The 25716-nt window shown below is 66.8% G+C and carries 20 protein-coding genes and 1 riboswitch; of the genes, 10 read left to right on the top strand and 10 right to left on the bottom strand.

Annotated elements, in window-relative coordinates:
* Positions 1 to 9: 9 nt before the first annotated feature.
* The 5 genes from ACH82I_RS13335 to ACH82I_RS13355 form a co-directional block, all read right to left on the bottom strand.
* Positions 10 to 1563, bottom strand: a complete 1554-nt coding sequence (locus ACH82I_RS13335) for a rhamnulokinase (RefSeq protein WP_413333272.1) — start codon at positions 1561 to 1563, stop codon at positions 10 to 12.
* 37 nt (positions 1564 to 1600) lie between these two features.
* On the bottom strand, positions 1601 to 3643 hold the full coding sequence (locus ACH82I_RS13340) for a bifunctional aldolase/short-chain dehydrogenase (protein ID WP_413333274.1): 2043 nt from the start codon (positions 3641 to 3643) through the stop codon (positions 1601 to 1603).
* Positions 3644 to 3703: 60 nt separating this feature from the next.
* Complete coding sequence (gene rhaI / locus ACH82I_RS13345; RefSeq protein WP_413333276.1) at positions 3704 to 4873, bottom strand: L-rhamnose isomerase; 1170 nt, start codon at positions 4871 to 4873, stop codon at positions 3704 to 3706.
* 65 nt (positions 4874 to 4938) lie between these two features.
* On the bottom strand, positions 4939 to 5274 hold the full coding sequence (locus ACH82I_RS13350) for an L-rhamnose mutarotase (RefSeq protein ID WP_413333278.1): 336 nt from the start codon (positions 5272 to 5274) through the stop codon (positions 4939 to 4941).
* A gap of 1 nt (position 5275) precedes the next feature.
* Complete coding sequence (locus ACH82I_RS13355) at positions 5276 to 6613, bottom strand: MFS transporter (protein WP_413333280.1); 1338 nt, start codon at positions 6611 to 6613, stop codon at positions 5276 to 5278.
* Positions 6614 to 6854: 241 nt separating this feature from the next.
* On the opposite strand from ACH82I_RS13355, the gene ACH82I_RS13360 reads away from it, so the two are divergent.
* Positions 6855 to 7862: a LacI family DNA-binding transcriptional regulator gene (locus tag ACH82I_RS13360; RefSeq protein ID WP_230746032.1), complete on the top strand. Its 1008-nt coding sequence runs from the start codon at positions 6855 to 6857 to the stop codon at positions 7860 to 7862.
* 3 nt (positions 7863 to 7865) lie between these two features.
* Here ACH82I_RS13360 and ACH82I_RS13365 read toward each other — a convergent pair whose 3' ends face one another.
* The gene (locus ACH82I_RS13365) at positions 7866 to 8873 is read right to left on the bottom strand and encodes an asparaginase (RefSeq protein ID WP_413333282.1); all 1008 of its coding nucleotides are present in this window, start codon (positions 8871 to 8873) and stop codon (positions 7866 to 7868) included.
* Positions 8874 to 8916: 43 nt separating this feature from the next.
* Between ACH82I_RS13365 and ACH82I_RS13370 the strand changes: the two genes are divergently transcribed.
* The 7 genes from ACH82I_RS13370 to poxB all read left to right on the top strand — a co-directional run bounded on the left by ACH82I_RS13370 (position 8917) and on the right by poxB (position 19432).
* Complete coding sequence (locus ACH82I_RS13370) at positions 8917 to 9336, top strand: MmcQ/YjbR family DNA-binding protein (RefSeq protein ID WP_230746027.1); 420 nt, start codon at positions 8917 to 8919, stop codon at positions 9334 to 9336.
* Between the two features lie 50 nt (positions 9337 to 9386).
* The gene (locus ACH82I_RS13375) at positions 9387 to 10850 is read left to right on the top strand and encodes a DUF3375 domain-containing protein (protein WP_230746025.1); all 1464 of its coding nucleotides are present in this window, start codon (positions 9387 to 9389) and stop codon (positions 10848 to 10850) included.
* The gene (locus tag ACH82I_RS13380; protein ID WP_413333284.1) at positions 10847 to 11620 is read left to right on the top strand and encodes a DUF4194 domain-containing protein; all 774 of its coding nucleotides are present in this window, start codon (positions 10847 to 10849) and stop codon (positions 11618 to 11620) included. The genes ACH82I_RS13375 and ACH82I_RS13380 overlap by 4 nt, the downstream gene beginning before the upstream one ends.
* Positions 11617 to 14991, top strand: a complete 3375-nt coding sequence (locus ACH82I_RS13385) for an ATP-binding protein (RefSeq protein WP_413333286.1) — start codon at positions 11617 to 11619, stop codon at positions 14989 to 14991. Before ACH82I_RS13380 ends, ACH82I_RS13385 begins: the two co-directional genes overlap by 4 nt.
* The gene (locus ACH82I_RS13390) at positions 14988 to 16307 is read left to right on the top strand and encodes a Wadjet anti-phage system protein JetD domain-containing protein (RefSeq protein ID WP_413333287.1); all 1320 of its coding nucleotides are present in this window, start codon (positions 14988 to 14990) and stop codon (positions 16305 to 16307) included. The genes ACH82I_RS13385 and ACH82I_RS13390 overlap by 4 nt, the downstream gene beginning before the upstream one ends.
* The gene (locus ACH82I_RS13395; RefSeq protein WP_413333289.1) at positions 16304 to 17467 is read left to right on the top strand and encodes an MFS transporter; all 1164 of its coding nucleotides are present in this window, start codon (positions 16304 to 16306) and stop codon (positions 17465 to 17467) included. The genes ACH82I_RS13390 and ACH82I_RS13395 overlap by 4 nt, the downstream gene beginning before the upstream one ends.
* Positions 17468 to 17716: 249 nt before the next feature.
* Positions 17717 to 19432 carry a ubiquinone-dependent pyruvate dehydrogenase gene (gene poxB / locus ACH82I_RS13400; protein WP_413333291.1) on the top strand — a complete coding sequence of 572 codons (1716 nt, stop codon included), beginning with the start codon at positions 17717 to 17719 and terminating at the stop codon, positions 19430 to 19432.
* A gap of 203 nt (positions 19433 to 19635) precedes the next feature.
* On the opposite strand, the gene ribH is transcribed toward poxB, so the two are convergent.
* From ribH to ribD, 4 genes are all read right to left on the bottom strand, one after another.
* Complete coding sequence (gene ribH, locus ACH82I_RS13405) at positions 19636 to 20106, bottom strand: 6,7-dimethyl-8-ribityllumazine synthase (protein ID WP_413333292.1); 471 nt, start codon at positions 20104 to 20106, stop codon at positions 19636 to 19638.
* Between the two features lie 43 nt (positions 20107 to 20149).
* Positions 20150 to 21520, bottom strand: coding sequence for a GTP cyclohydrolase II (gene ribA / locus ACH82I_RS13410; RefSeq protein ID WP_413333293.1), 1371 nt, complete (start codon positions 21518 to 21520; stop codon positions 20150 to 20152).
* Complete coding sequence (locus tag ACH82I_RS13415) at positions 21513 to 22178, bottom strand: riboflavin synthase (protein ID WP_413333295.1); 666 nt, start codon at positions 22176 to 22178, stop codon at positions 21513 to 21515. The genes ribA and ACH82I_RS13415 overlap by 8 nt, the downstream gene beginning before the upstream one ends.
* Positions 22179 to 22240: 62 nt before the next feature.
* The gene (gene ribD, locus ACH82I_RS13420; RefSeq protein WP_413333296.1) at positions 22241 to 23299 is read right to left on the bottom strand and encodes a bifunctional diaminohydroxyphosphoribosylaminopyrimidine deaminase/5-amino-6-(5-phosphoribosylamino)uracil reductase RibD; all 1059 of its coding nucleotides are present in this window, start codon (positions 23297 to 23299) and stop codon (positions 22241 to 22243) included.
* A 113-nt stretch (positions 23300 to 23412) separates the two neighbouring features.
* A riboswitch (FMN riboswitch) is annotated at positions 23413 to 23541 on the bottom strand.
* Positions 23542 to 23696: 155 nt separating this feature from the next.
* Between ribD and ACH82I_RS13425 the strand changes: the two genes are divergently transcribed.
* Both ACH82I_RS13425 and ACH82I_RS13430 read left to right on the top strand, forming a co-directional pair.
* Positions 23697 to 24152, top strand: a complete 456-nt coding sequence (locus tag ACH82I_RS13425; RefSeq protein WP_413333298.1) for a MarR family winged helix-turn-helix transcriptional regulator — start codon at positions 23697 to 23699, stop codon at positions 24150 to 24152.
* A gap of 103 nt (positions 24153 to 24255) precedes the next feature.
* Positions 24256 to 25569 (top strand): MFS transporter, encoded by a 1314-nt coding sequence (locus tag ACH82I_RS13430; protein WP_413333300.1) that lies wholly within the window; start codon positions 24256 to 24258, stop codon positions 25567 to 25569.
* Positions 25570 to 25716: the final 147 nt, after the last annotated feature.

Below are 25716 nucleotides of genomic sequence, written 5' to 3' on the forward strand. Positions count from 1 at the left end.
ATCCGGCACTTAGGGTTCGTACCTGATGACAGGGAACGAGTCCCGGACGATCCGGCGCAGGTCGGCGAGGTCGGAGTTCGGCTCCACCTCGCCGATTGCCCGTGCCTGAACGAGAAGGTTGCCGATCGCAGTCGCCTCGACAGGCCCGGCGACGACAGGGCGACCCGTTCGTTCGGCCGTGAGTCGGCACAGCAGTGTGTTCTGCGAACCCCCGCCGACGATGTGAACGACATCGACCTGCCTGCCGGTGAGTTCCTCGGCGGTCTCGATGGTCTCTCGATACGCCTCGGCGAGAGATTCGAGGATGCTGCGCATGATCTCCGCGGGTCCTTCCGGAGGACGAATCCCGTGTTCACGACACCAATCGGCGATTCGCGTCGGCATGTCTCCCGGCGGGGTGAACCGATCGTCTGAGGGGTCGAAGATCGGGACTTGGCCGGTCACCCGCTCGGCCTCGCTCAGAAGGGTCTGCAGGTCCGCGCTGCGTTGGGCATCTGTGGAGTGGCGGTGCCAATGGCGCATGGATTCGCTCAGCAGCCACAGTCCGGAGACGTTCTTGAGGAACCGGATGGTTCCATCGACCCCGCCCTCGTTCGTGAAGTTGGCATCCCGGGCCGCCTCGGAGAGGACAGGCCGGTCGAGCTCGAGTCCGACGAGCGACCAGGTCCCGCTGGAGATGAATGCCGAGTTCTCCGTGGTGAACGGTACGGCCACGACCGCCGAGGCGGTGTCGTGGCTGCCGACGGCCGTGACCGTGATTCCGGGGTCCGGGGTCGAGGTCGCGGAAGTAAGGCTTCCTGCACCCAGCCGGGCGGCGACCGCCTCGGTGAGGGTGCCGAGGGGCTGACCGGGGGCGATGAGCTCGGGCAGGAGCACCGGGTCTGCACCGGCGAGGTTCGCAAGCTCTGAGTCCCAAATCGTATCCTCGACCCGGAGCAGTCCCGTGGTCGAGGCATTGGTGAGTTCGGCGCGGATGGTTCCGGTGAGCCAATAGGCGATGAGATCGGGAATGAGGACGATGGCATCCGCGAGATCCAAGAGCCCGGTCTCTGCCTCGGCGGCGAGCTGGAACACGGTGTTGAAGTCCAAGTGCTGCAGGCCGTTGCGGGCATAGAGGTCGGCAGGATCGATGCGGGCGTGGACGAGGTCCACCCCGTGGGAGCTGCGAGTATCACGGTAGTGATGGGGCAGCCCCAATAGCCGACCGCGGCGGAGGAGTCCGTAGTCGACTGCCCAGGAGTCGATGCCGATGCTGCGCAGCCCGGGCGCAGCGCGAACCGCCTCGCGAAGCCCGTCCTCGAGGGCAGCGTAGAGAGAAGAGATGTTCGAGTACAAGCCTTCGGCGGGGGTGTGCTCGGCCGCCGAGCGGTCCGCGCTGCCAGGTCCGGAGTCCGCCTTCGCGGGGACAGTCTCGGTGAGATGGAGCGGTGAGTTCGGGAACCGAGCGATGTGCTTCATGTGCAGGCGCCCCTCGGCGATGCCGCCGAGGATCACCCGGCCGCTCGTCGCCCCGAGGTCAACGGCGGCGAGCGTCAGCGGAGCGGGGGATTCCATCATGTCCATTCGGAGTCGTGTCTCAGTATCTGTGTATCTGTCGAAATCACCGCAGGAACGCCGCAGCGACTCCCGCGTCGACGGGCACGTGCAGGCCGGTGGTGTGTGAGAAGTCGTCGGTGCACATGGCGAACACGGCGTTCGCGACATTCTCCGGCACGACCTCCCGGCCGAGGATGGTCCGCTGGGCGTAGAACTTGCCGAGGTCCTTCTCTTCGATGCCGTAGGTTTTGGCACGCTGGGCGCCCCAGCCGCCGGCGAAGATTCCTGAGCCGCGGACGACCCCGTCAGGGTTGATGCCGTTGACGCGGATGCCGTGCTCGCCGAGTTCGGCGGCGAGCAGGCGCACCTGGTGGGCCTGATCCGCCTTGGTCGCCGAATACGCGATGTTGTTCGGACCGGCGAACACGGAGTTCTTCGAGGAGATGTAGACGATATCCCCGCCCATGCCCTGATCGACGAGGATCTGCGCAGCGTTCTTCGACACGAGGAACGAGCCCTTGGCCATCACATTGTGCTGCAGGTCCCAGTCCTTCTCCGTGGTCTCGAACAGGGACTTCGACAGCGAGAGCCCGGCGTTGTTGACGACGAGGTCGACGCCTCCGAAAGCGAGCACCGCCTCGGCGAGTGCCGCCTGGACTCCCACCTCGTCGGACACGTCGGCAGAGACACCGATGGCGACGTCCGGGGAGCCGAGCTCCGCGGCAGCGGCCTGGGCCTTCTCAAGGTCGAGATCGGCGATGACGACGCAGGCGCCCTCGGACGCCAAGCGGGCGGCGATGGCCTTGCCGATTCCGCTGGCTGCTCCGGTGACGAAGGCGACGCGGGAGGCCATGGGCTTGGGCACCGGCTTGCGCTTGAGTTTCGCCTCTTCCAGAGCCCAGTATTCGATGCGGAACTTCTCCTCTTCGGAGATCGGACTGTACGTGGACAGGGATTCCGCGCCGCGCATGACGTCGATGGCGTTGACGTAGAACTCCCCGGCCACGCGGGCGGTCTGCTTGTCTGCGCCGTAGGAGAACATGCCGACGCCGGGGACGAGGATGATCGCGGGGTCGGCCCCGCGGATGGCCGGGGTGTCCGCATCGGCGTAGCGGTCGTAATAGGCCTGGTAGTCCGCCCGGTAGGCCTCGTGGAGGGCTGGCAGGGCGGCGACGATGTCCTCGACCGAGGCGTCGGCTGGGAGGTCGACGACGAGTGGCTTGACCTTGGTGCGCAGGAAATGGTCCGGGCAGCTGGTGCCGAGTTCGGCCAGAGCGCTCAGCTTCTCGCCGGCGAGGAATTCGAGGACGGCAGGGTCATCGGTGAAGTGACCGACCATGGCCCGATCCGCCGAGGCGGTGCCGCGCAGGTGAGGTGCCAGGAGAGCGGCTTTGGCGTGCCGTTCGGCTTCCGGCAGGGCCGCGAAATCCGGGCGGGCCGAACCGAAGGGATCGGACTTGCCGTGCTCGTCGATGTAGGCGGCCGCGGTGTCGATGATCCAGCGGGAGTTCGCCTCCGATTCCTCCGAGGTGTCTCCCCAAGCGGTGATTCCGTGTCCACCGAGGATGGTGCCGATGGCGCTGGGATTGGCCTTCTTGATCGCAGCGATGTCGAGGCCGAGCTGGAAGCCGGGACGTCGCCAGGGAACCCAGACGACTCTGTCGCCGAAGATCTGCTTCGTCAGCTCCTCACCGTCGGCGGCAGTGGCAATGGAGATGCCGGAGTCGGGGTGGAGATGGTCGACATGGGCGGCATCGACGAGCCCGTGCATCGCGGTGTCGATCGACGGAGCCGCCCCTCCCTTGCCATGCAGCGTGTAGTCGAAGGCCGCGACCATCTCATCCTCGCGATCGACCCCGGGGTAGGTCCTCTCCATGGCCCGCAGGCGGTCGAGTCTGAGCACGGCCAGTCCTCCCTCAGTGAGCGTTCCGAGATCTCCGCCGGAGCCCTTGACCCAGAGGAGTTCGACCTCCTCGCCGCTCACGGGATCGACATCGGTGCCTTTGGCGGAGGTGTTGCCGCCGGCGAAGTTCGTATTGCGGCGATCCGAACCCAGGGAGTTCGAACGGCGGATGAGTTCATTCACCGTGGGATTGATCGTGGTCATGCTTCTCCTCAGGAGTCGTCAGTGAGGGGTGGGACAGGGATGGAAGAATTCAGATCCGGCTCAGGCGCCCCAGCCGGCCTGGGTGCCGCCGATGCGATCGGCCGCGATCTTCTCCTGGTATCCGGACTCGCGGAAGGCGCGCTGCGGATCAGCAGGAAGCCCGCGGGAGCTTCTCCATTCGGCGAGCGCCGGGCGGACGTCCGTGTGGAAGGCATCCATGAAGACGTCATTGGCGGCCAGGACATCGCCGGACTTCTGCGCGGCACTGAGGGCGTCGGTGTCGAGCAGCAGCACACGCGCGGTCATCTCCTGCACGTTGAGCACGGATCGGATCTGTCCCTCGATCTTGTTCTCCACGTTGTGGCACTGGTCGAGCATGAACGCGACGTCAGGGTTGTTCAGTCCTCCGCCGCGAACGACCTCGTAGAGGATCCGGAAGAGCTGGAACGGATCAGCGGCACCGACGATGAGGTCGTCATCGGCATAGAACCGGGAGTTGAAGTCGAAGGACCCCAGCTTCCCCAGGCGGAGCAGCTGCATGACGATGAACTCGATGTTGGTTCCCGGAGCGTGGTGGCCCGTGTCGAGGCAGACCTTAGCCTTCTCCCCGAGCGCGGTGACCTGGGCGTAGCTCGTTCCCCAGTCGGGGACATCGGTGTGGTAGAACGCGGGTTCGAAGAACTTGTATTCGAGGACCAGACGCTGATCCTCGCCGAGGCGATCGTAGATCCTGCTCAGCGATTCGTGAAGCCGATCCTGTCTGCCGCGCAGATCGGCCTGTCCGGGATAGTTCGAACCTTCTGCCAGCCAGATCTTGAGGTCGCGGGAACCCGTGCGATCCATGACATCGATGCATTCGAGATGATGATCGATCGCCTTCGTCCTGATCCGATCGTCCTCATGGGTCAGCGCGCCGAATTTGTAGTCATCGTCTTGGAAGGTGTTCGAGTTGATGGTTCCCAGCTTCACCCCCACCTCGGCGGCATGATCGGCAAGAGCGTCGAAGTCACAGAGGTCCCAGGGGATGTGGAGAGCAACCTGCGGGGCGAGGCCGGTGAGCTCGTGCACCTTGGCGGCATCGGCGACCTTCTCGAACGGATCGCGCGGAGTGCCCGGGGTGCCGAAGACTTTGAACCTCGTCCCGGAATTGCCGAATGCCCAGGAGGGAAGTTCGATCGACTGTTCGGCCAGTTGGCCGGTGATGTCTGCGAAGGTGGGGTGAGTGCTCATGGGAGCTGCATGTTCCTAACTGTTGCCGTGTTTCTTGCATTCGCGTTTCGTGAGTCGTCGCTGGGTCAATCCGTGCGAGAGAGCTGATCGTCGAGATTGAAGATCTCCTGCAGCCGTTCGGGACCGGAGTCGAAGGAGCCGCCCGCCGCGAACAGCGGCGACATCGAATCCTGCCAGGCAGTATTGATCTCGGTCAGTTCCGTACCCTGCTGCGCGGCTTCGTAGTCCTCTGTCTCGAGGTAGCCGACGACCATTCCCGCAGCATCGGCGAAGAGAGAGTAGTTGCGCCATCCTGTCTCGTGCAGGGCCCGGAGCATCTGCGGCCACACGCTTCTGTGCCGCTCGATGTACTCGTCGAGGTGATCAGGGTCGACCTGCATCCTGAAGCAGACGCGCTCCACGTCAGTTCTCCCTCACCGCGGGCGTCCCGTCGGGACGGATGTTCCCGACGGCCACCTCGGTGGCATGGTCGGCATCGAGGAGTCGGCCGTAGCGCTCGATCTCGATCTCTTCGAGCGTCTTGTTCTGCGTCTTCGGTGCCCAGATCGTGCCGATGAGCAGTGCCGCGACGAGCAGTCCGAGGATGAGGACGCCGACACCGTGGAGACCGGTCTTCTCTAGCATGAGCGGGAACCAGAGTGAGAGCACTCCGACCATGACGCGAACGATCATGAACATGAAGCCCTGGGCAGACGCACGATACCGGGTTGCGAAGAGTTCGGCGGCCCACAGTCCGTAGAACGCCTGTGCCCCGAGTCCCGACGAGATGCCCCAGCCGAAGGCGAAGACGAGCAGGGAGAACCAGCCGGCCGGACCATAGATGAGGACCGCCCAGGCGATGATTCCGAGACCGGCACCGAGGCAGTAGAGCCACCGACGAGAGACCTTGTCGCCGTAGCGCATGAAGCCCCAGAAGGTGGCGGCGCTGGTGAGGCCCCACACGAGAACCTGGAGCAGGTACTGCGATCGGGCGTCCGTGAGGCCGGTGGCCTCGTAGATCCGCGGCTGGAAGATGCCTGCCTGTCCGGCCACCGTGTTCCACAGGCCGTAGACGCCGATGAGGAACAGCAGTGCGATGATGTTCTTCCTGTTCGTGAAGAGCTGGAAGAACCCTCGGTAGGTGCCGACCGTGTCGGGGTTGGAGTTCTTCTCGGTCCAGCGCCGTGATTCGCTGAGTCCGCGCCGCACCCACCACGTGATGAAGGCGATGACGAAGAGGTGGGCGAAGATGAATCGCGAGCCCAGCAGACCCATCGGTTCGAGCAGTGCGGCAAGCAGGAATCCGACCATGGGGCCGATCGACCAGGCGAGCTGTGCGACGCCGACGTGACCGGCGCGGCGACCGTCCGGAGCTTCCTCTGCGATGTAGGTCCATGCCGCTGTGACTCCCGCTCCCACGGCGATGCCGGTGAGGACGAAACCGATGAGCAGCATGGAGAAGTTCATCGCGAAGATCGCGAACAGAGTGCCGAACATGTAGAGCAGCAGGTCGTAGGTGTAGATGAATTTGCGTCCGTAGCGGTCACAGAGCGGGCCTCCGATGGCCGCGCCGATTGCCGCTCCGAAGGCGTTGGCACTGAGAGCGCTGAGCAGACCGACGGCCAGACTGTCGAGTCCGAACTCCGCCTGCCACAGACTCATGCTGGTGGCGATGGCGATGATCGATCCTGCTTCGATGTAGTTCGACATGGCCACCGCGACGGTGGCCTTCCATTTGGACGACGTCGTTGTGTCCGTCATGCGTTCCTCCGATATGGACGAGCGACCGCATGGGCGGCGGTCGCAGCTGTGCCGACAGCGCAGATGCGCGAGCGCGGCGGCGCGGATGCTGGTGTGAAACGAGTCGCTGGGCCATTCCGATTGAAACGTTTCAATATTGACGTTTGGAACGATAGCATGTCGTGTGAGTCACATCAAGACTGCGCGGAGGAATTCGGGCAGAATGAGAGTTGTCCGTGACCGCTGACCTGGAAGGACCACCATGGCGAAAGTGAGTATGCGCGATGTCGCATCCCGCGCCGGCGTCTCGGTCGGGACGGTGTCACACGTGGTCAACGGCTCGTCGAAGGTCTCTGAGGCCACCATGCTCAAGGTCAACGACGCGATCGAAGAGCTGGGATTCGTGCGCAACGCGGCGGCAAGACAGTTGAGATCCGGGCGGAGCAGCAGTCTCGGACTCGTCGTCCTCGACGCCTCGAATCCATTCTTCGCCTCGGTTGCCCACGGTGCGCTGGAGGCCTGCGATGTCGCGGGGCTGTCTCTCCTCCTCGGCGACTCCGGAACCGACGAGGCGCGGGAATCGAAGTACCTCGATCTCTTCGCCGAACAGCGTGTCAACGGACTTCTCGTCACTCCTTCGGGAGCTGACCTGTCCAAACTCGAGTCGATTGCGTCGAAGGGCACACCGGTCATGCTCGTCGACCGAGCACCCGGCGACTTCGCGCTGTCATCAGTGACGGTCGACAACGTCGCCGGTGGTCGAATGGCGCTCGACCATCTCATCGCCGGGGGATCGTCGGCACCGATTTTCGTCGGCGGACCGTTGTCGCTGCCTCAGGTGGCGGACCGCTATGCCGGAGCCCGGGACCGGGCTCGCGAAGCCGGAATCGAGCTTCCCTTGTTCGAGTCGAGCGAGATGACGATCCTGGCCGGGCGTGACGTCGGTGAGCGCATCGTCTCCCTGCCGGAGGCGCAGCGACCGGATGCAGTCTTCTGCGCGAACGATCTGCTTGCCGTCGGTGTCATGCAGGCTGTCATCATGTTCACCGAACTGCGCATTCCCGACGATCTTGCGATCATCGGCTACGACGACATCGACTATGCGCTCTCGACGATCGTTCCACTGACCTCGGTGCGGCAGCCTGCCGGACTCCTGGGGCGCACCGCAGTCGAGACGCTGCTTGCCGAGAACGAATCCTCGGCAACTGCCCATTGCGACCAGATGTTCACTCCTGAGCTTGTGATCAGGGAGTCGACGAGACCCGTCTGACGCTCACCCGAAGTGCGCGAATGCCTCGGCGGGGTCGAGGCCGAAGCTGAGCGCCAGGGTGAGGACGATGCGGGCCTTGCGGGCATCGAGGAGCCCGGCCGGAATGAGCCCGGACTCGAGCAGTCCGATCTCACCGCCGAGGTAGCCGTAGGTGCTCCGCAGGCTCGCACCCGACCCGGTTCGCGAAGCAAGCACGACGGGCATGGCCTCGCCGAGGCGGGTCGCCGCGGGCACCAGGTGCTCGGGGACGTGGCCCCCTCCGACACCCGAGATCACGGCACCGGCGAAACCGGACTCGAGGATCCCGGCCAGGGTCTCCTCCGGTTCGCCCATCCCCACCTCGGCGAGGGCGACCTTCGCCAGGGAATCGGGGCGAGGCAGCCCGGCGAAGGGGGACGGCGCGGTCGGAGCGGGAGCGTGGGGCAGTCGGAGCGCATCCTCGCTCAGCCACCCGATGGCGCCGAGGACGGGACCCGAGGAGAACGCGGCTGTCGAGGACACATGTGACTTGCGGACGAAGCGCGGATCGTGGACCTCGTCGTCGAAGACGAGACTCGCCGGCAGGTTCCTGACCAGCGGCGACAGTGCTGTCAGTGCCGCGGCACGCACATTCGCCGGACCGTCGGCGCCGGGCAGTGTGGGATTGCGCATCGCGCCGGTGGCGGCGATGTGCGTGCCCGAATCGTTGAGCAGCCAGAGACCGAACGCGGACTCCTCCAAGGTGTCGGTGCCCTGGGTGAGGACGATCCCGTGCGCCTCCGTGGTGCGGGCGAGCTCGACGACGTCGAAGAGCATGTCGAGGGTGACGTTCGCGCTCGAGACCTGCGAGACCTGCGTGAAATCGGCCTGCAGATCCGGCCAGATGCGGCCGAGACCGGCGGCAGCGGCGATCTCGGCCCCGCTGAGTGCGGGTGCGACCCCACCTGAATGATTCGCCGTCGAGGCGATGGTTCCGCCGAGGGCGGCGAGGAGCAGGTGCGGGGGAGTGGTGGACGAAGCGGTGTCAGGCATGCTCATGAGTCTATCTGTCAGTGCCGTTTGCTAGCCTCGGCGCATGGATCCCGATACCGTGCTCCGGCTCGCCCATGACCAGGCCATGCAGTACCCCTCGGTCGTCATCGACCATCCTTTCGGGCCCGAGAACACCGTCTACAAGGTGCGCGGCAAGATGTTCATGATGCAGTACGAGCTTCACGGCGTGCCGAGCATGAATCTCAAGATCGATCCCCTCGACGGCGAAGTGCTCCGCGACGCCTACGCGGAGATCACCCCGGGATATCACATGAGCAAGAAGCACTGGATCACCGTGGCCGGGGCCGGGGATGATGAATCTGCGGCCGGCGGCAACGCACTCGACGCCGAACTCCTCCACGATCTCGTCCTCGAGTCCTACTGCCTGGTCGTGGCGAAGGTGCCGAAGAAGGACCGGCCTGTGGACCCGACGACCTTCGGCGGGAGGGATGCCGCGGGCTGAGCACACTCCCGAATTGGCAAGCCGGCGCCTCGGCGCAGAGAATAGTCCGTATGTCCGCCCTGTCATCCGCACTCGCCTACCGGCGACTGCTCGAGTCGAATGCCACCCTGCGTATGCTCCGGGCCGACAATATCGCGATCATGGCCGCCTCCCTCGACGCCCACCTCGGTCGGCCCGGCACCCGGCTGAACACCGAGGATCTCCACGAGAGCATCGACGCCGACCTCGAAGAGCTGCGCGACCACTTCGACCTGTCGCTGAAGACCGCGAAGGCCTACTGCGACGATTGGCGCCGCGCGGAGATCCTCGTCCGCAGGCCGGCCACTTCCGCCAGAGGCGAGACCTATGAGCTCTCGGCCGCCGGCTTCGACGCCGTGAGGATCCTCGAGCAGCTGCGCACCCCGCCGCAGACCGCCACGGAGTCCCGCCTGGTCAGCCTCGCCCAATCCGTGCGACAGCTGGCCATCGACACGGACCCCGACAGCTCACGCCGCTTGGCCTCACTCGCGGCCGAACGCGACCGCATCGACGCCGAGATCGCCCGGGTCCGGCGCGGCGACCCGCGCTCGGTCGTCCTCGACCGCAGACGTGCGAACGAACGCGTCGGCGACATCCTCCAACAGGCTCAGGGACTACCGGCCGACTTCGCCCGCGTCCGCGCCCGCTTCGAGGAGCTCAATCAGGAGCTGCGGGTCTCGATCCTCGCCGCCGAAGACTCTCAGTCCCAGGTCCTCGACGAGGTGTTCCGCGGCGTCGACCTCATCGAATCCTCCGATGAGGGGCGGACCTTCTCGGCCTTCTCCGCGCTCGTCCGGGATCCCGAACAGGCCGCCGCCTTCGACGAAGACATCGCCGCCATCCTCGACCGCGACTTCTCCGCCACACTCTCACTCGAGACCCGGCGGGCCCTGCGCACACTGATGCGGGCCATGAAGGACGGCTCCCGCGAGGTCTCGGACATCCTCTCCGAATTCGCCCGCGGCCTGCGCCGCTACGTCCACTCCCACGAATTCCAACGCGACCGCGTCATGCGCACCCTCATCCAGGAGGGCCTGGCCGCGGCCGCGCCCGTGGCGAAGGTCCGCAGACCCTACGACGACATCGGCATCGACCTCGAACTCTCCAGCGTCGCCCTGGCCAGCGTCGGCGAAGTCGTCCTCCACGACCCCGCAGAGTTCGATGCCGGCGAAGAACTGGGTGAGGCCGCCGAGTCCGAGGTCGACTTCGCCGAACTCATCGCCGTCGCCCGCGAATCGGAGATCGACTTCGCCGAGCTGAGCGAGAACATCAACACCGTCGTCGGCGAGACCGCAGAGGCCTCCGTCGCCGAGGTGCTCGACCGCTTCCCCGCCACCCAGGGTCTGGCGAGCGTCGTCGGCCTGCTGTCCCTGGCCAGCACCTATGGAAACGTCGATCCGGAATCGCGGGAGCTCCTCGAATGGTCGGGCATCGACGGCATCGGCCGCTCCGCCCTGATCCGCCGCCACTACTTCACCGAAGGCATCACCCTATGAGCGAGACCACCAGCCCCGCCGACGACGTCTCCGCCGCCCCCGGTGGGACCACCTCGGCGAGCGAATTCCCCGAGACCAACCCCAGTGCCCTGTGGAACGGTGACACCGGAACCCTCGGTGAACGGACCCGCCGGGTGCTGCTCGAACTCCTCAAGGGACCCTACGTCTCCGGGTCCCAGAGTCCGCAGCTGTGGGCCGCGCTCGTCGCCGACGTCGACCTCGTGCGCTCGCGCCTGCACGATCTGTTCCTCGAACTCGTCATCGACACGATCGACGAATTCGCCTTCACCCGCAAGATCGTCACCGAAGAGATCGACGCCCCCGCCGCCGTGCGCAGCGAACGCCTGACCTTCCTCGACACCGCGATGCTGCTCGTCCTCCGCCAGCTCCTCCTCGCCGCACCCGGCGAACGCCGAGTCATCGTCGACCGCGAAGAGGTCTACGAACGCCTTGCGATCTACCGCACCGGCGACGAGTCGACGTTCCAGCGCAACCTCAACGGTTCCTGGAACCGGATGAGCAACCGCCTGCGCGTCCTCCACAAGGCCGGCGAGGACCGGTTCGAGATCTCCCCGATGGTGAAGTTCCTCGTCGACGAGGACCGGGTGCGCGAACTCATCGACGTCTACGAACGCACCGCCGCCGGTGAGGTCTCGCCCGGTGAAGTCTCGCCCGGTGAAGCCGACACCACCGAGGCGGTGGATTCCGCCGACACCGACGCCACCGGCACTGACACCACCGATACCGACACCGAGGAGGACGAGTCGTGACCGAGGCCCTGTTCCCCCTCGATGCCGCCTTCGTCGCCGACCAGGCCCGCGCCCGCGGAGCGAACCGTCCCGATGTCGGCAGCCAGTGGCGGCTGTCGGAGATCCAGATCGCGAACTGGGGCACCTTCGACGCCGACATCCACCGCATTCCCGTCTCGCACAAAGGCCACCTCATCACCGGGCCCTCGGGATCGGGAAAGTCCTCCCTGCTCGACGGCATCGCCGCAGTGCTCACCCCCGACAAGTGGCTGCGCTTCAACGTCGCCGCGCAGACCGCCGGTGCCCGCCTCGACCAGCGCAGCCTCGTCAGCTACGTTCGCGGCGCCTGGACGAGGACCGCGGACTCCGACGAAGACCGGGTGGTCAGCAAATACCTGCGTCCGCGCGCCACCTGGAGCGGCATCATCCTCCGCTACGACAACGGCACCGACAAGCCGCTGAGCCTGGCCCGGCTCTTCTTCATCAAGGGCTCGGGCACGAAGACCGCCGATCTCTCCGATGCCTGCATCCTCGAAAGAGCCGGCCTCGACCTCGCCGACCTGCAGCAGTACGCCCGCACCGGACTCGAGACCCGCAAGCTCAAGGCCGAGCACCCCGAGGCGCTCATCACCTCGAACGGTGCCCACGCGAAGTTCTACGCCCGAATGCGCAAGGTCTTCGGCATGGCCAGCGAATCCGCACTGCAGCTGCTGCACAAGACCCAGTCGGCCAAGAGCCTCGACAGTCTCGACCGACTGTTCCGCGACCACATGCTCGAAACCCCGGTCACCTTCGACCTCGCCGAGACCGCCGTCGGACAATTCGGCGACCTCAAGGACGCTCACGACCACGTCGTCGAACTCCGCCGCCAACGCGACCATCTGCTCCGGCTGCGCGAGGCCTCCACCGGATACGACACCGCCAATGACACCGCGGCGAAGTCGATCGCCCTCAACGAGGCGCTGCTGCCCTTCCAGAAACGTCGCGAACTCGAACTCCTGCGCACCGACCTGTCCACGCTGACCCGGCAGCTCGTCGAACTCGAAGTCGCCGCCGACCGGACCAAGAGAGACTTCGCCGCCGCCGTCGACGAACTCGATCTCGCCCGCCGGGCCACCCTCGAACTCGGCGGTGCCGAGGCCGAGCACCTCCAGCAGCGCATCGACACCGCCGAGACCGAGCGTCGCTCCATCGCCGCCCGCTGGGAGAGTCTCAAACGCCAGCTCGAGCAGGCCGATATCGGCTCAGTGCCGACCACGCAGGCCGAATTCGTCGAACTCCAGGCGCAGATCGCGACCACCCTCGACGATGAGACGCAGGTCGCCGGACCCAGCCACGCCGACCACGACCGCTTCTCCCGAGCACGTGCGAGGGTCCGGGAGCTCGAGGCCGAGATCGACTCCCTGCGCCGCTCCGGCTCGACCGTGCCGAACAATCTGCTGGCCATCCGATCCGAACTCGCCGAAGGCACCGGCCTGAGTGAGAAGGCCCTGCCCTTCGCCGCCGAGCTCATCGAGGTCGACCCTGCAGAAGCGAAGTGGACAGGTGCGATCGAACGCGTGCTGCGGCCCGTCGCACTGACCGTGCTCGTACGCAGCGAGAACCTCGCCACCGTCCGCTCCTGGGTCGACAGCCACCGGATCCGCGGTCGTCTCGTGTTCGAAGAGATTCCCTCCCAGGTGGCCAAACCCCGCCCCGTCGGCAGTGAGAAGTCCCTGGTCAACAAGGTCCGCGTCGCCGAGACCGGGTTCGGCGACTGGGTGCGGTCGACCCTGTCGGAGCGTTTCGACTTCGCCTGCGTCGACCACCCCGACGAACTCGACGACCATGCACGTGCCGTGACCCTCAAAGGTCAGGTCAAGACCTCGCGCACGAGATATGAGAAGGACGACCGGCGCCGCATCGACGACCGCAGCCAATGGGTCCTCGGCGACCGCGAGTCGAAGCTCGAAGCCCTCATCTCGGTCCTCAAGGAGGCCCAGACCGAACTGGCCGAGGTCGAGGCGATCGTCGATGCCGCGAATGCCGAGACCGCCCAGGCCCACCGCCGCCGCGGCATCCTCGCCGGCATCCGCGAACAGGCCTGGCGCGATGTCGACCAAGCGGGAGCACAGGAAAAGGTCGAGGCACTCGAGAGGCAGCTGCGCGAACTCGAAGACGCCGACGGTGATCTCCAGCAGGCAATCGGCGCCGAACGTGAGGCGAAGGCCGCCAAGGACTCCGCAGAGACCGCCCGCACCGAAGCCGACTACGCCCTCCGCGATGCCAACAAGGAGGTCACCGGCCTGCGGGAGGGCATCGCCCGCCTCGAGGACGCCGTCAACGCCGGGCGCATCCCGGACGTCGAGGGCCACCTCGGCGAACAGCTCGATGCCCGCTTCCGCCGCATCCAACGCAGCATCCGCCGGGACAACCTCGCCGAGATCGGCCAGCAGGTCTCCCAGACCCTGCAGGCGGAGAAGGACCGCGCGCAGCAGACGGCGAGCGAGGCCGGCCAGTCCGTGACTAGACTCGCGGCCGAGTTCAAGGCCGCTTGGCCCTCGGTGACCTCGCAGCTGACGGCCGAGGTTGCCGACCGGCACGGATATCTGGCGATGCTCGACGAGATCCTCGCCCACGGTCTGCCCGATCACGAGAATCGGTTCCGGGACCTGCTGCGGCAGCGCTCCCGCGATCTCATCGGCGAACTGCTCAATGAGATCCACGCGGCCCCGCGCGAGATCGAGGAGCGGGTCGCCCCGATCAACTCCTCGCTCCTGCGCTCCCAATTCGACCAGGACCGCTACCTGCGACTCAAGGTCAAGACCCGCCGCTCCGAGACCGTCAACGCCTTCATCGCCGACCTGCGCAAGGTCGCCGGCGGCAGCTGGGGCGAGGAGAACATGGCCACGGCGGAGGAGAAGTACGAGACGCTCGCCGAGGTGATGCGCCGATTCTCCTCGAGCGAGCACGTGGACAAGGTGTGGAAGAACCAGTGCCTCGACACCCGTCTGCATGTGTCATTCCTCGCCGAGGAGATCGACGATCACGGCCGCGCGCACGCCACCTACGATTCCGGGGCCGCGATGTCGGGCGGTCAGCAGCAGAAGCTCGTCATCTTCTGCCTCGCCGCCGCGCTGCGCTACCAGCTCGCCGATCCCGACGAGGCGATCTCGCGCTACGGCACGATCATCCTCGACGAGGCATTCGACAAGGCCGACACCCGCTACACCCGGATGGCGCTCGACATCTTCATCGAGTTCGGCTTCCACATGGTGCTGGCCACCCCGCAGAAGCTGCTCCAGACCATCGAGCCCTACGTGGGCGCGGCGACCTCGATCGAGAACCCGAGCCGTCAGAAGACCCTGGCCTCGACGATGGTGTGGGGCGAGACGGAGCCGTCCGACTCATGACGATGCTCACCGTCGCCGAGGCGAGAGCGAGGGCCCGTAAGCGCCTGCGCTCGTCGATGTCGACGTGGGCGGCACTCGCCGAGGCTGAGGTGAGCGTGGACATCACCCTGCACCCGCCCACGGAGCGGCAGGTCCTCGCCGATCAGGCCGCCGCGATGGACTGGGCGACGAGTTGGCGGGCCATCGACGCCCCGGGTCACGCTGACCGTGGTCGTCACGTCCGGGCTCTCGATGCCCCGACCGTCGACTGGGGTGAACGATCCTGGGCCCGCGTCGGGCGCCAGCAAATCCCGCTCCGGCTGCACCTGCGCTCCCCGGACGCGGTCGCTGACTTCGCCGGCGGGGACGAGGCGCGGCAGTGGCGGCGCCTGCGGGATCGGGCCGCGACGATCAGGGCGCGATTCGGGGCCGTGCCGTCGACCGCCTCGGCGGAAGACAGTCCGACCGTCTCGGCGGAAGACGGCCCGACCGTCTCCGCGGACGGTGACCCGACCGCCTCGGCGATCAAGGCGCACGCGAAGCGCATCATCGGGCTCAGCGACGAGGAATTCGCCACCGTCCTCGAGGTCGTCACGTGGTTGCGGGACAATCCGCTCGGCTCCCTGCGGCCGCGGCAGATGCCCATCCGCGGGGTCGACTCGAAATGGTTCGAGGCGCACCGATCCCTCGTCACCGCCCTCCTTGCCGCGGCCGGACACGCCGAGGCGGTCGACGTCCTCGACGCCGAACCGCGGATCCGACTGCGCCTCCTCGATCCCTCACTGCGTCCCGCGGGTCTGAGCGACATCAGCGCACAGGTGGTCGAACTGAACACGATGAAGATCGCCGCACGGATCGTCTTCGTCTTCGAGAACCTCGAATCTGTGCTCGCGATGCCGGACTGGCCGGGGGCGGTCGCCATCCACGGTTCGGGCTACGCCGTCGACACCGTCGCGCGACTGGGCTGGGTGCGCGGGGCGCGCATCCTCTACTGGGGCGATCTCGACTCCCACGGTTTCGCGATCCTCTCCCGGCTGCGTCGGCACCTGCCGCAGGTGGAGTCGGTGCTCATGGACGAGGCGACTCTGCTCGAGCACCGGGACCTATGGGTGCCCGAACCGAAACCGCACACGGGAACGTTCTCCGCCCTGACCGGCACGGAGGGACGGGCGCTGACCCGGATCCGCGCCGAAGGCGACGTCCGCCTCGAACAGGAGCGGATCCCCTGGTCGGCGGCGCTGGAACGACTGGCCGCCTCGGCGGGCGACGATGACGACCCGTCCACCTCGGCGGGGCTGGATCGACCGGCCACCTCGGCGGGGGACCTCGGGTCATGACAGACCGTCCACGGGGTGGGCTGATCGCGCTCTGCATCGCCGAGCTCGTGAGCTGGGGGCTGCTCTACTATTCGCTGCCGGTGGCGGTCGAGCCGATCTCGCAGGACATGGAGTGGAGTCACACGGTCGTCACCGCCGCCCTCTCGCTGGGACTCGTGGTCTCCGCGATTGCCGGGATCCGGGTCGGCAAGCTGCTCGACTCGTACGGGCCGCGGTCGATCATGAGTCTGGGCACGGTCATCGGCGTCCTCGCTCTCCTCATCGTCGCCGCTGCCCCCAATCTGCTCGTCTTCTACCTCGCGTGGGTGCTCGCGGGATTCGCCCAGGCTGCCACGCTCTACCCGCCGGCCTTCGCCGTGGTCACCCGCTGGTACGGGGCGAACCGGGTCAAACCGCTGACGACGATCACGCTGGTCGGAGGACTTGCCTCGACGGTGTTCGCTCCGATCATCGCCTGGCTCATCGATTCCTACGGCTGGCGGCCCATCTATGTCGTGCTCGCGGTGGTCCTCGCGGTCACCGCGCTGCCCATGCACCTGTTCTTCCTCAACCGGAGGTGGACCGACGAGGCGTCGACCGTGACCGAGAAACCCTCGCCGGCGCAGATCCGCACGGTCACCCGCGATCCGCGCTTCGTCGTCCTGCAGATCGCGGTCGCCGCTTCGACCTTCACCCTGTTCGCGGTGACGATCAACATCATCCCGCTCATCATCGAACGCGGAGCCGACTACAGCATCGCGGCCATCGCGCTCGGGCTCGTCGGCTTCGGCCAGGTGACCGGCCGGTTCTTCTACCCGGCGCTGGAGAGACGCAGCAGCCCGCGCTCCCGCACGGTCATCCTCTTCGCCGCAGGCGCCGTGGGGCTCTGGCTGCTCGCCCTCGTGCCCGGGCCGATCTGGCTGCTCATCGGCATCGGCATGCTCGCCGGCGGAGTGCGCGGCTGCATCACCCTGCTGCAGGCCACCGCCGTGTCCGACCGGTGGGGGACGAAGAACTTCGGGGCGATCAACGGTGTCTTCGTCGCCCCGATCACCGTCGGCACGGCGCTGGCTCCCGCGGCCGGGCCGGCCCTGGCCGGTCTCGTCGGCGGCTATCCGCTGATGGCCATCGTCATGGCTGGCCTGCTCACGGCGGCGACGGCCCTGGCGGCCAAGAGCTGAGGGTGGGGGTTGGCTGCAGGTCGCAGAACGTGTAAAAAAGGAGGCGATTTTTTTACACGTTCTGCCGATGTGCCAAATCGTTTGTCATATCCGGGGCACCCCGATCCGACCGCAGCACTCCCCACGTGTCGCCACTTTCACACTGCTCACCCGAAACGCCCGGGTCTAGACTGACAGTGCGGTCAACACTCCTCACCGGGGCACGCTTCCGAGCCGACCCGGTGCTCATGTTTCAACGGAAGGAACTCAATGCCCACCGTCGCAAGAAACATCGTCGAAACGCTCGTGGCCAGCGGAGTCAAGCGCGTCTACGGGATTCCCGGAGATTCCCTCAACGGCTTCACCGACGCCCTGCGGGTCAACCCCGAGCTCGAATGGGTCCACGTCCGCCACGAAGAGGCGGCATCCTTCGCCGCCAGCGGTGAAGCGGCCCTGACCGGCGAGCTCGCCGTCTGCGCCGGCAGCTGCGGACCCGGCAACCTCCACCTCATCAACGGCCTCTACGACGCCCAGCGTTCCCGCGTGCCCGTGCTCGCGATCGCCGCTCACATCCCCAGCGATGAGATCGGCTCGAACTACTTCCAGGAGACTCACCCGACCGAGCTCTTCCGCGAATGCAGCGTCTACGTCGAGCACGTCGCCACTGCCGAACAGATGCCCCGGCTCCTGCGCATCGCCATGCGTGAGGCCGTGGAGAAGCGCGGGGTCGCGGTCCTCGTCATCCCCGGCGATGTCGGTCTGGCAGAGATCGAGGCCGCCGCCGAGGTGATCAAGGCCCATCCCTCGCACATGACCCCCGCAGAGTCCCAGCTGGGAGCCGCCGCGGAGGCGCTGAACAAGGGCAAGAAGGTCACGATTCTCGCCGGTGCCGGCACCGAAGGCTCCCACGATGAGCTCATCGCCATCGCCGAGAAGCTCCAGGCCCCGATCGTCCACTCCCTGCGCGGCAAGGAGTTCGTCGAATACGACAACCCCTACGACGTGGGCATGACCGGACTGCTCGGCTTCTCCTCGGGCTATCAGGCGCTCAAGGACTGCGACACCCTGCTCATGCTCGGCACCGACCTGCCCTATCAGCAGTTCTATCCCGATGACGCCACGGTCATCCAGGTCGATGTCCGCGGAGCCCAGATCGGGCGCAGGACGTCGGTCGACATTCCGCTCGTGGGCACGGTCGCCGACACCGTCGATGCACTGCTGCCGCTGATCAAGCCGAGCCGCAGCAGCACGCACCTGAAGTCGATGACCAAGCACTATGCGAAGACCCGGAAGGATCTCGACGAGCTGGCCACCCCGTCGAAGCGGACGATCCACCCGCAGTATCTGACCCGCCTCATCGACGAGATGGCCGATGACGACGCCGTCTTCGTCCCCGACGTCGGTTCCCCGGTCGTCTGGGCCGCACGGTACCTGACGATGAATGGCAGCCGCCGCCTCATCGGCTCCTTCAGCCACGGGTCGATGGCCAACGCACTGTCCCAGAGCGTCGGCGTGCAGGCCTCACACGAGGGACGACAGACCATCGCCATGGCCGGGGACGGCGGGTTGGCGATGCTGCTCGGTGAGCTCATCACGCTCACCCAGAACAAGCTGCCGGTCAAGACCGTCGTCTACAACAACTCGTCCCTCAACTTCGTCGAGTTGGAGATGAAAGCCGCCGGCTTCGTCACCTTCGGCACCGACCTGTCGAACCCCGACTTCTCCACCATCGCCGAGGCGGTGGGAATCAAGGGGTTCCGCGTCGAGAAGTCCAAGGACCTGCCGAAGGTCGTGCGCGAGTTCCTCGACTACGATGGGGCCGCCGTCCTCGACGTGGTCACGGAGCGCCAGGAGCTGTCGATGCCGCCGTCGATCACCGCCGAACAGGCCAAGGGCTTCGCCCTCTACGCGATCCGCACGGTGCTCTCCGGCAAGGGCGACGAACTCGTGGACCTGGCCCGGACGAACATCCGCCAGCTGTTCTGAGCCAGTTTCGCTGAGGGGGCGCCTGCTCCGGGCCGCCTGCCCCGGTGATGGAGCGTTGCGCGGACGATCTGTGCTGATTTCCCTCGAGGATTTCAGCACAAATCGTCCGCTTTTCGCAGCGCGTTCAGCACAGATCGTCCGCCGGTGGCAGCTGCCGGCGCATCCGCGCTCAGGCCGGTGGCAGCTGCCGGACGCGCCCGCGCTCAAGCCGGCGGATACTCCGCGAGCGCCGAGGCGGTGACCAGGGCGGCGGTCATCGCCTCGTGGCCTTTGTCCTCCTGCGAGCCCTCGAGCCCGGCACGGTCGAGGCCCTGCTGCTCGGTGTCGCACGTGAGCACCCCGAAGCCGACGGGCTTGCCCGAGTCGATCGCGACCCGACTGAGCCCATCGGTCGCCGCTTGGCAGACGTAGTCGAAGTGCGGGGTGCCGCCGCGGATGACGACGCCGAGGGCGACGATCGCCTCGAAGTGCGGAGCTACGCGTGCCGCGGCGACGGGCAGTTCGAAGCTGCCCGGGACGCGGATCAGCGTGATCTGCGCTCCGGCTTCGGTCGCGGCGCGTTCGGCCCCGGCGACCAGGCCGTCCATGATCTGTGTGTGCCAGGAGGCCGCGATGACCGCGACTCGGGTGCCCGGTGATGAGATGGCGAGTTCGGGTGCTCCGGAATGTGCCATGGTGGTTCCTTTCGCAGGCCCCGGGTTCCCGGGGCGTCGGTGGTCAGCTGTGCTGTGCCCCGGCCAGCGGGGTGCCGGTGACGGACGGCAGCGTCAGCGTGTGGTGCATACGCTCACGCTTGGTGTTGAGGTAGTTCGTGTTCTCCGGCCGAGCCGGGATCTCCAGCGGCTCGACGGCCTCGATCGTGATTCCCAGCGATTCGAGGGCGCGGGTCTTCTCGGGGTTGTTCGTCAGCAGGCGGATCCGAGTCAGACCGAGGGAACGCAGGATCTCCGCCGCCGCACGGTAGTCGCGGGCATCGTCGTGGAAGCCGAGTTCGCGGTTCGCATCGACCGTGTCCCGCCCCTGATCCTGCAGCGCGTAGGCGCGCAGCTTGTTGCTCAGCCCGATCCCACGCCCCTCGTGACCGGTGAGATAGATGACGGCACCGCCCTCCTCGGCGATCCGCGACAGCGCCAGGTCGAGCTGCTCTCCGCAGTCGCACCGGTGTGAGCCGAAGACATCCCCGGTCAGGCACTCCGAATGCACCCGGACCAGGGGAGCGGGCGGAGGATCGTCGAGGTCGATGCCGGAGAACACGCCGAGGTGGTCGTGCCCGTCGACCGTGAATGCGCGGGCAGCGAACCTCCCGAACTTCGTCGGCAGAGGCACCGAGGCGGTCGTCGCCTGCACGGTCTCCGACCCCGCCGCCACCGCCCCCGACCCAGTGGCCCCCGATCCAGCCCCAACCGCAGCCACAGCAGCAACCGGCGCACCCGTAACTTCACCCTCGTCGAGGTAGGCGATGAGCTGTTCGATCGAGACCATCACCAGGTCGTGGGCGCTCGCAAATTCCCGCAGGGCGTCGAAGCGCATCATCGACCCGTCGTCGTGGACCACCTCGCCGATCATCGCCACCGGAACGGCCCCGGCGAGACGGGCGAAATCCACGCCCGCCTCGGTGTGACCGGGCCGCTCGCGGACCCCGCCGGGCTTCGCGATGAGCGGGAACACATGTCCCGGGCGGGTGATCGAGGCAGGGTCGGGGACCGCCGCGGCCAGATGGCGGCCGGTCATGGCGCGTTCGGCGGCGCTGATTCCCGTACTCACCCCGACGGCGTCGCAGCTGACGGTGTACGCAGTGCCTTTGGGGTCCTCGTTGGCAGCGACCATGGGTGGCAGCTCGAGTGCGGCGGCACGTTCGGCCTCCATCGGCGCGCAGATGACGCCCGAGGTGTAGCGGACGAAGAAGCCCATGGACTCGGGTCCGGCGAATTCGGCGGCCATGATGAGGTCGCCCTCGTTCTCGCGGTCCTCGTCGTCGACGACGACGATCGGACGTCCCACGGCGAAGGCGGCGATGGCCTCCTCGATCGTGTCGAGGCCGGTCGCTGCCGTCGCCGAGGTGGTTGCGAATTCCCGTGCGTCAGTCATTGTCGGCTCCTTCGTTCAGGGTGGTGCGGGTGGTGGTGGCGTCGCGGAAGGCGAGCAGCCGAGCGGTGTACTTTGCGAGCACGTCGACCTCGACGTTGACGGGGTCTCCGCGGGTCATGTCGCCGAAGGTGGTGTTGCTCAGGGTCGCGGGGATGAGTCCGACCTCGACCCAGGCGGTGTCCTCCTCCGGGTCCGAAACCGCAGTCAGGGTCAGGGACACGCCGTTGAGGGCGATCGAACCCTTGACCGCGGTGTACGGGGCGAGCTCATTCGGGATGCCGATCCGCAGGGTCGACCAATCGGCCCGATCGACACGGCGGAGCAGCTCGCCGCAGCCGTCGACGTGGCCCTGCACGACGTGTCCGTCCAGGCGCGCCGAGGCGGACACACACCGCTCCAGATTGACCCGATCGCCGGGGCGCAGGGCGCCGAGTCCGGTCAGCCGCAGGGTCTCGCCCATCACCTCGGCGGTGAAGAGAGTGACTGCCGCCTCAGCTTCCTTCCGGACCGAGGTCAGGCAGATGCCGTTGACGGCCAGAGAGCCGCCCAGCTCGAGATTCGCGACGAGGCCTTTGGCGTCGATCGTGATGACCGCGGCATCGTCCGTGCCCTCGACGGACAGGACGGTGCCGAGCTCTTCGATGATTCCGGTGAACATTGATACTCCGAGTCGTGTGGTTGTGGTGCTGTGTGCGGTGCGAAGACGGGTGGGCGTGAGCGCTAGGAACTGTCGGCAGTGACGAAATGGAGCAGGGTGTCCGGGCCAAGCCTCGTCATCGCCGGATCTCCCGATTCATCGGGGACCAAGTCGATGGCCTCGCTCAGCGTCGACATGGACAGTCCCGCCGTGCTGCCGGTCCCGGGACCGACGAGCAGGGGCGCCTGATAGCAGTGGACTTCGTCGACGAGCCCGGCGGCGAGGAACGCCCCGAGCACGCGCGGTCCGCCCTCGACGAGCAGATGGCGTACCCCGCGATCATGCAGCTCGTCCAGGGCCGCCTCGATGTCGTGGGTGCGCAGATGGACGGTGTCGGGGTTGAGGGCGAGGAAGGAGTCGGGCCGAAGATCGCTGCGGCCGAGCACGACGGGAAGCGGCTGGGAAGCCGAAGGCTCGCCCTCGGGTCCTCGGGCGTTGAGCCTGGGATCGTCGGCCAGGGCGGTTCCGGTGCCGACGAGGATCGCATCGACTCTCGCTCGGACCTCGTGGGCGTGTGCGCGGGAGTCCGCCGAGGTGATCCACCGGCTGGTGCCGTCGGCCGCGGCGACCATGCCGTCGAGGCTCTGCGCGATCTTCGCGGTGATGAACGGACGATCCTCGGCAACGGCACGACGCCACCGGGCATTGAGGGCCAGCGATTCGGCACTGTCCAGTCCCGAGCGGACTCTCAGCCCCGCCTCGGCGAGGATCTGCCCGCCGCCCGCGGCCAGGGAATTGGTATCGGGGAGGGCGAAGACGAGCTCGGGGATGCCGGCATCGATGATGGCCTGCGTGCATGGTCCGGTGCGTCCGGTATGGGAGCAGGGCTCCAAGGTGACGAACAGGGTGGAGGCGCTTAAGTCGATGTCGTGGTCGATGGCCGCGGTGATGGCGTCCACCTCGGCGTGGGGTGAACCGGCCCCGGCGTGGTGGCCCACGACGATCTGGCCGTCGCGGGTCAGGATCGCGGCTCCCACCAGCGGATTCGCCCCGCGATATCCCTCGCGGGCGGCGCTCAGCGCAGCCGCCATCGCCCTGGATTCGAGCTCGGAGAACTCCGTCTCGTCGGACCGTTCGCCCATGAAAAAACCTCCCGTGCCGATGCCGGGAGGGAGGATATTGCTGGTGCAACGATCAGGACGTGAGGCCGCTGGGCCGATGCTGGGATAGCACCGATTCCACGGCGACCGCGGTCGCCATGCTCCTCCCATCCAGACTCTTACTGTCGGTCTCGGAATTTCACCGAGTCAGCTGCCTGCACGAATGCAGACGGCTCGCGGACTGTCACCGCCGGTACGGACTTTCACCGTCCCCGGAACATGTTGGAACCAGGCTAGCACGACCCCCGCCGAGGTGGCGGTGGCGTCCGTCATATGAGCGCAGAGGGCGCGGCCGTGGGGTGCGTTCGGCAGGCGCGTTCGACGGGCGCGGAGGGGTCAGAGTTTGCGAAGTTATATAACCAAGGTATATAACTGGGTTATGGATGATGTGGATTCGGCCGAGATCGTCTCGGGGCTTGTCGTTGTCTCCTCGCGCCTGACCAGGGCGTTCAGGAGAGTGATCGGCAATGAAAGTGAACTCGTCACCCTCCGTGCGCTCGCCGTCGTCGAGCAGTACCAGCCCGTGCGGGTCGGTCACTTCGCGCAGGGCTATCTCAGCTCGCAGCCCGCGGCGACCAAGTTGCTCTCCCGTTTGGAGGGCGAAGGCCTGGTTCTGCGTGAGGCCAGTGCGAGCGACAGGAGGGCCTCGCAGTTCTCGCTGACCGATGCCGGGCGAGCCAGGCTCGCCGAGAACCGCAGCATCATGATCGACCAGATGGAGCCCTACTTCGAATCGCTGAGCCCGGACGACCGGGTCAGCGTGCACCGGGCACTCGGCCTCGTGGCCGAATACCTGCGGGACCGGCATCCGGTCGACAGCGACGAGGAGATCTGAGCCTCGGACCGAGGGGCGCCAGGCCCCTGCATCCGCCCGACGGGCGGATGGGAACTCAGGTGAGCACCGAACAGCACCACACGAAAGGGTACGCAGGGAAGACATGAGCGTGTCATCAGGCAAGGAAACACAGTCCGCCGAAGGCGACGGCGGAGGAGAGTCCATTCTGCGGCAACCGCGGGCCGTCTGGGCGGTCGCATTCGCTGCGGTCATCGCGTTCATGGGCATCGGACTCGTCGACCCGATTCTGCCGGCGATCTCCGCCGAGCTCGACGCGACTCCGGCGCAGTCGATGCTGCTGTTCACCAGCTACCTGTTCATCACCGGCGGCATGATGTTCTTCACCAGCTTCGTGTCCTCGCGCATCGGCGCGAAGACGACGCTGCTCATCGGCCTCGTCCTCATCGTCGCGTTCTCCGCGCTCGCCGGGTTCTCCGGCAGTGTCGATCAGATCATCGGCTTCCGCGCGGGCTGGGGGCTGGGCAATGCGCTCTTCATCTCCACGGCGCTCTCGACCATCGTCGGTGCCGCTTCCGGCGGTGCCGAGAAGGCGATCATCCTCTATGAGGCGGCGCTCGGCGTCGGCATCGCGACCGGTCCGCTGCTCGGCGGGCTGCTCGGCGGGATCTCCTGGCGCGGGCCCTTCTTCGGCACCGCGGTCCTCATGGCCATCGGCTTCATCGCCATCCTCATCCTGCTGCCCGGGAGCAAGGACGAGAAGAACAGCCTCAAGACGGCGCCCGAGCCGATCAAGCTCAGCGCCACATTCCGGGCACTCGCCCGCCCGGGCATCCTGGTTCTCGGAATCGCGGCTCTGCTCTACAACTTCGGATTCTTCATCCTGCTCGCCTACAGCCCCTTCCCGGTCGAAGCGGCCGCCGCGAAGATGGGCATCGAGAACTTCGGCGCCATGGGTCTGGGCTACGTGTTCTTCGGCTGGGGCATCTGCGTGGCCATCACCTCGGTGTTCGGCGCGCCTCTGCTGACGAAGCGGATGGGGAGGCGCGCGAGCCTCATCGTCGCGCTCCTCGCCCTGGCCGTGCTGCTGACCGTGATGTCCTTCCTTGTCGAGTCGTTCGTTGGGATCATCGTCTGCGTCATCGTCGCCGGCCTCATCCTCGGTGTACTCAACACCGTGTTCACGGAGTCGGCCATGGAAGCCAGCGACCTGCCGCGTCCGGTCGCCTCGGGCACTTATTCGGGAGTGCGCTTCGTCGGCGGCGCCATCGCGCCGATCGTCGCGGGCTCGGTGTCCGAATCGATCAGCACCGGGTCGCCGTACCTCTTCGGCGCGGGTGCGGTGCTGCTGGCCGTGGTCGTCCTCGGCTTCGGCTGGAAGGCGCTGCGCCGCGTGGACGGACACCTCGAAGAGTCTGCCGTCGATGAAGCCTACGCCCTGACCGGGGGCGACGCCTGAGCGGCGTTTTTGCGCGGAGACCAACGGCGTCCGAGGACTTCTCGTCCTCGGACGCCGTTTCCGCTCCCTCTTTCTGGCAGGTCCGGACGGCTGCCTGGGGGTGTGGCGGATCTGGAACGGCAATATTACGGAAAACAGAGACGCAGT

This window comes from Brevibacterium sp. GP-SGM9 (assembly GCF_047300845.1).
GTDB lineage: Bacteria > Actinomycetota > Actinomycetes > Actinomycetales > Brevibacteriaceae > Brevibacterium.

Bases quoted from the DNA above. Each gene is read 5' to 3' on its own strand.
- rhaI (WP_413333276.1), bottom strand. From the start codon at position 4,873: ATGAGCACTCACCCCACCTTCGCAGACATCACCGGCCAACTGGCCGAA.
- ACH82I_RS13365 (WP_413333282.1), bottom strand. From the start codon at position 8,873: ATGCCTGACACCGCTTCGTCCACCACTCCCCCGCACCTGCTCCTCGCC.
- ACH82I_RS13390 (WP_413333287.1), top strand. From the start codon at position 14,988: ATGACGATGCTCACCGTCGCCGAGGCGAGAGCGAGGGCCCGTAAGCGC.
- ribA (WP_413333293.1), bottom strand. From the start codon at position 21,520: ATGACTGACGCACGGGAATTCGCAACCACCTCGGCGACGGCAGCGACC.
- ACH82I_RS13340 (WP_413333274.1), bottom strand. From the start codon at position 3,643: ATGACCACGATCAATCCCACGGTGAATGAACTCATCCGCCGTTCGAAC.
- ribH (WP_413333292.1), bottom strand. From the start codon at position 20,106: ATGGCACATTCCGGAGCACCCGAACTCGCCATCTCATCACCGGGCACC.
- ACH82I_RS13355 (WP_413333280.1), bottom strand. From the start codon at position 6,613: ATGACGGACACAACGACGTCGTCCAAATGGAAGGCCACCGTCGCGGTG.
- ACH82I_RS13430 (WP_413333300.1), top strand. From the start codon at position 24,256: ATGAGCGTGTCATCAGGCAAGGAAACACAGTCCGCCGAAGGCGACGGC.
- ACH82I_RS13370 (WP_230746027.1), top strand. From the start codon at position 8,917: ATGGATCCCGATACCGTGCTCCGGCTCGCCCATGACCAGGCCATGCAG.
- ACH82I_RS13415 (WP_413333295.1), bottom strand. From the start codon at position 22,178: ATGTTCACCGGAATCATCGAAGAGCTCGGCACCGTCCTGTCCGTCGAG.
- ACH82I_RS13335 (WP_413333272.1), bottom strand. From the start codon at position 1,563: ATGGACATGATGGAATCCCCCGCTCCGCTGACGCTCGCCGCCGTTGAC.
- ACH82I_RS13375 (WP_230746025.1), top strand. From the start codon at position 9,387: ATGTCCGCCCTGTCATCCGCACTCGCCTACCGGCGACTGCTCGAGTCG.
- ACH82I_RS13395 (WP_413333289.1), top strand. From the start codon at position 16,304: ATGACAGACCGTCCACGGGGTGGGCTGATCGCGCTCTGCATCGCCGAG.
- poxB (WP_413333291.1), top strand. From the start codon at position 17,717: ATGCCCACCGTCGCAAGAAACATCGTCGAAACGCTCGTGGCCAGCGGA.
- ACH82I_RS13360 (WP_230746032.1), top strand. From the start codon at position 6,855: ATGGCGAAAGTGAGTATGCGCGATGTCGCATCCCGCGCCGGCGTCTCG.
- ACH82I_RS13380 (WP_413333284.1), top strand. From the start codon at position 10,847: ATGAGCGAGACCACCAGCCCCGCCGACGACGTCTCCGCCGCCCCCGGT.
- ribD (WP_413333296.1), bottom strand. From the start codon at position 23,299: ATGGGCGAACGGTCCGACGAGACGGAGTTCTCCGAGCTCGAATCCAGG.
- ACH82I_RS13425 (WP_413333298.1), top strand. From the start codon at position 23,697: ATGGATGATGTGGATTCGGCCGAGATCGTCTCGGGGCTTGTCGTTGTC.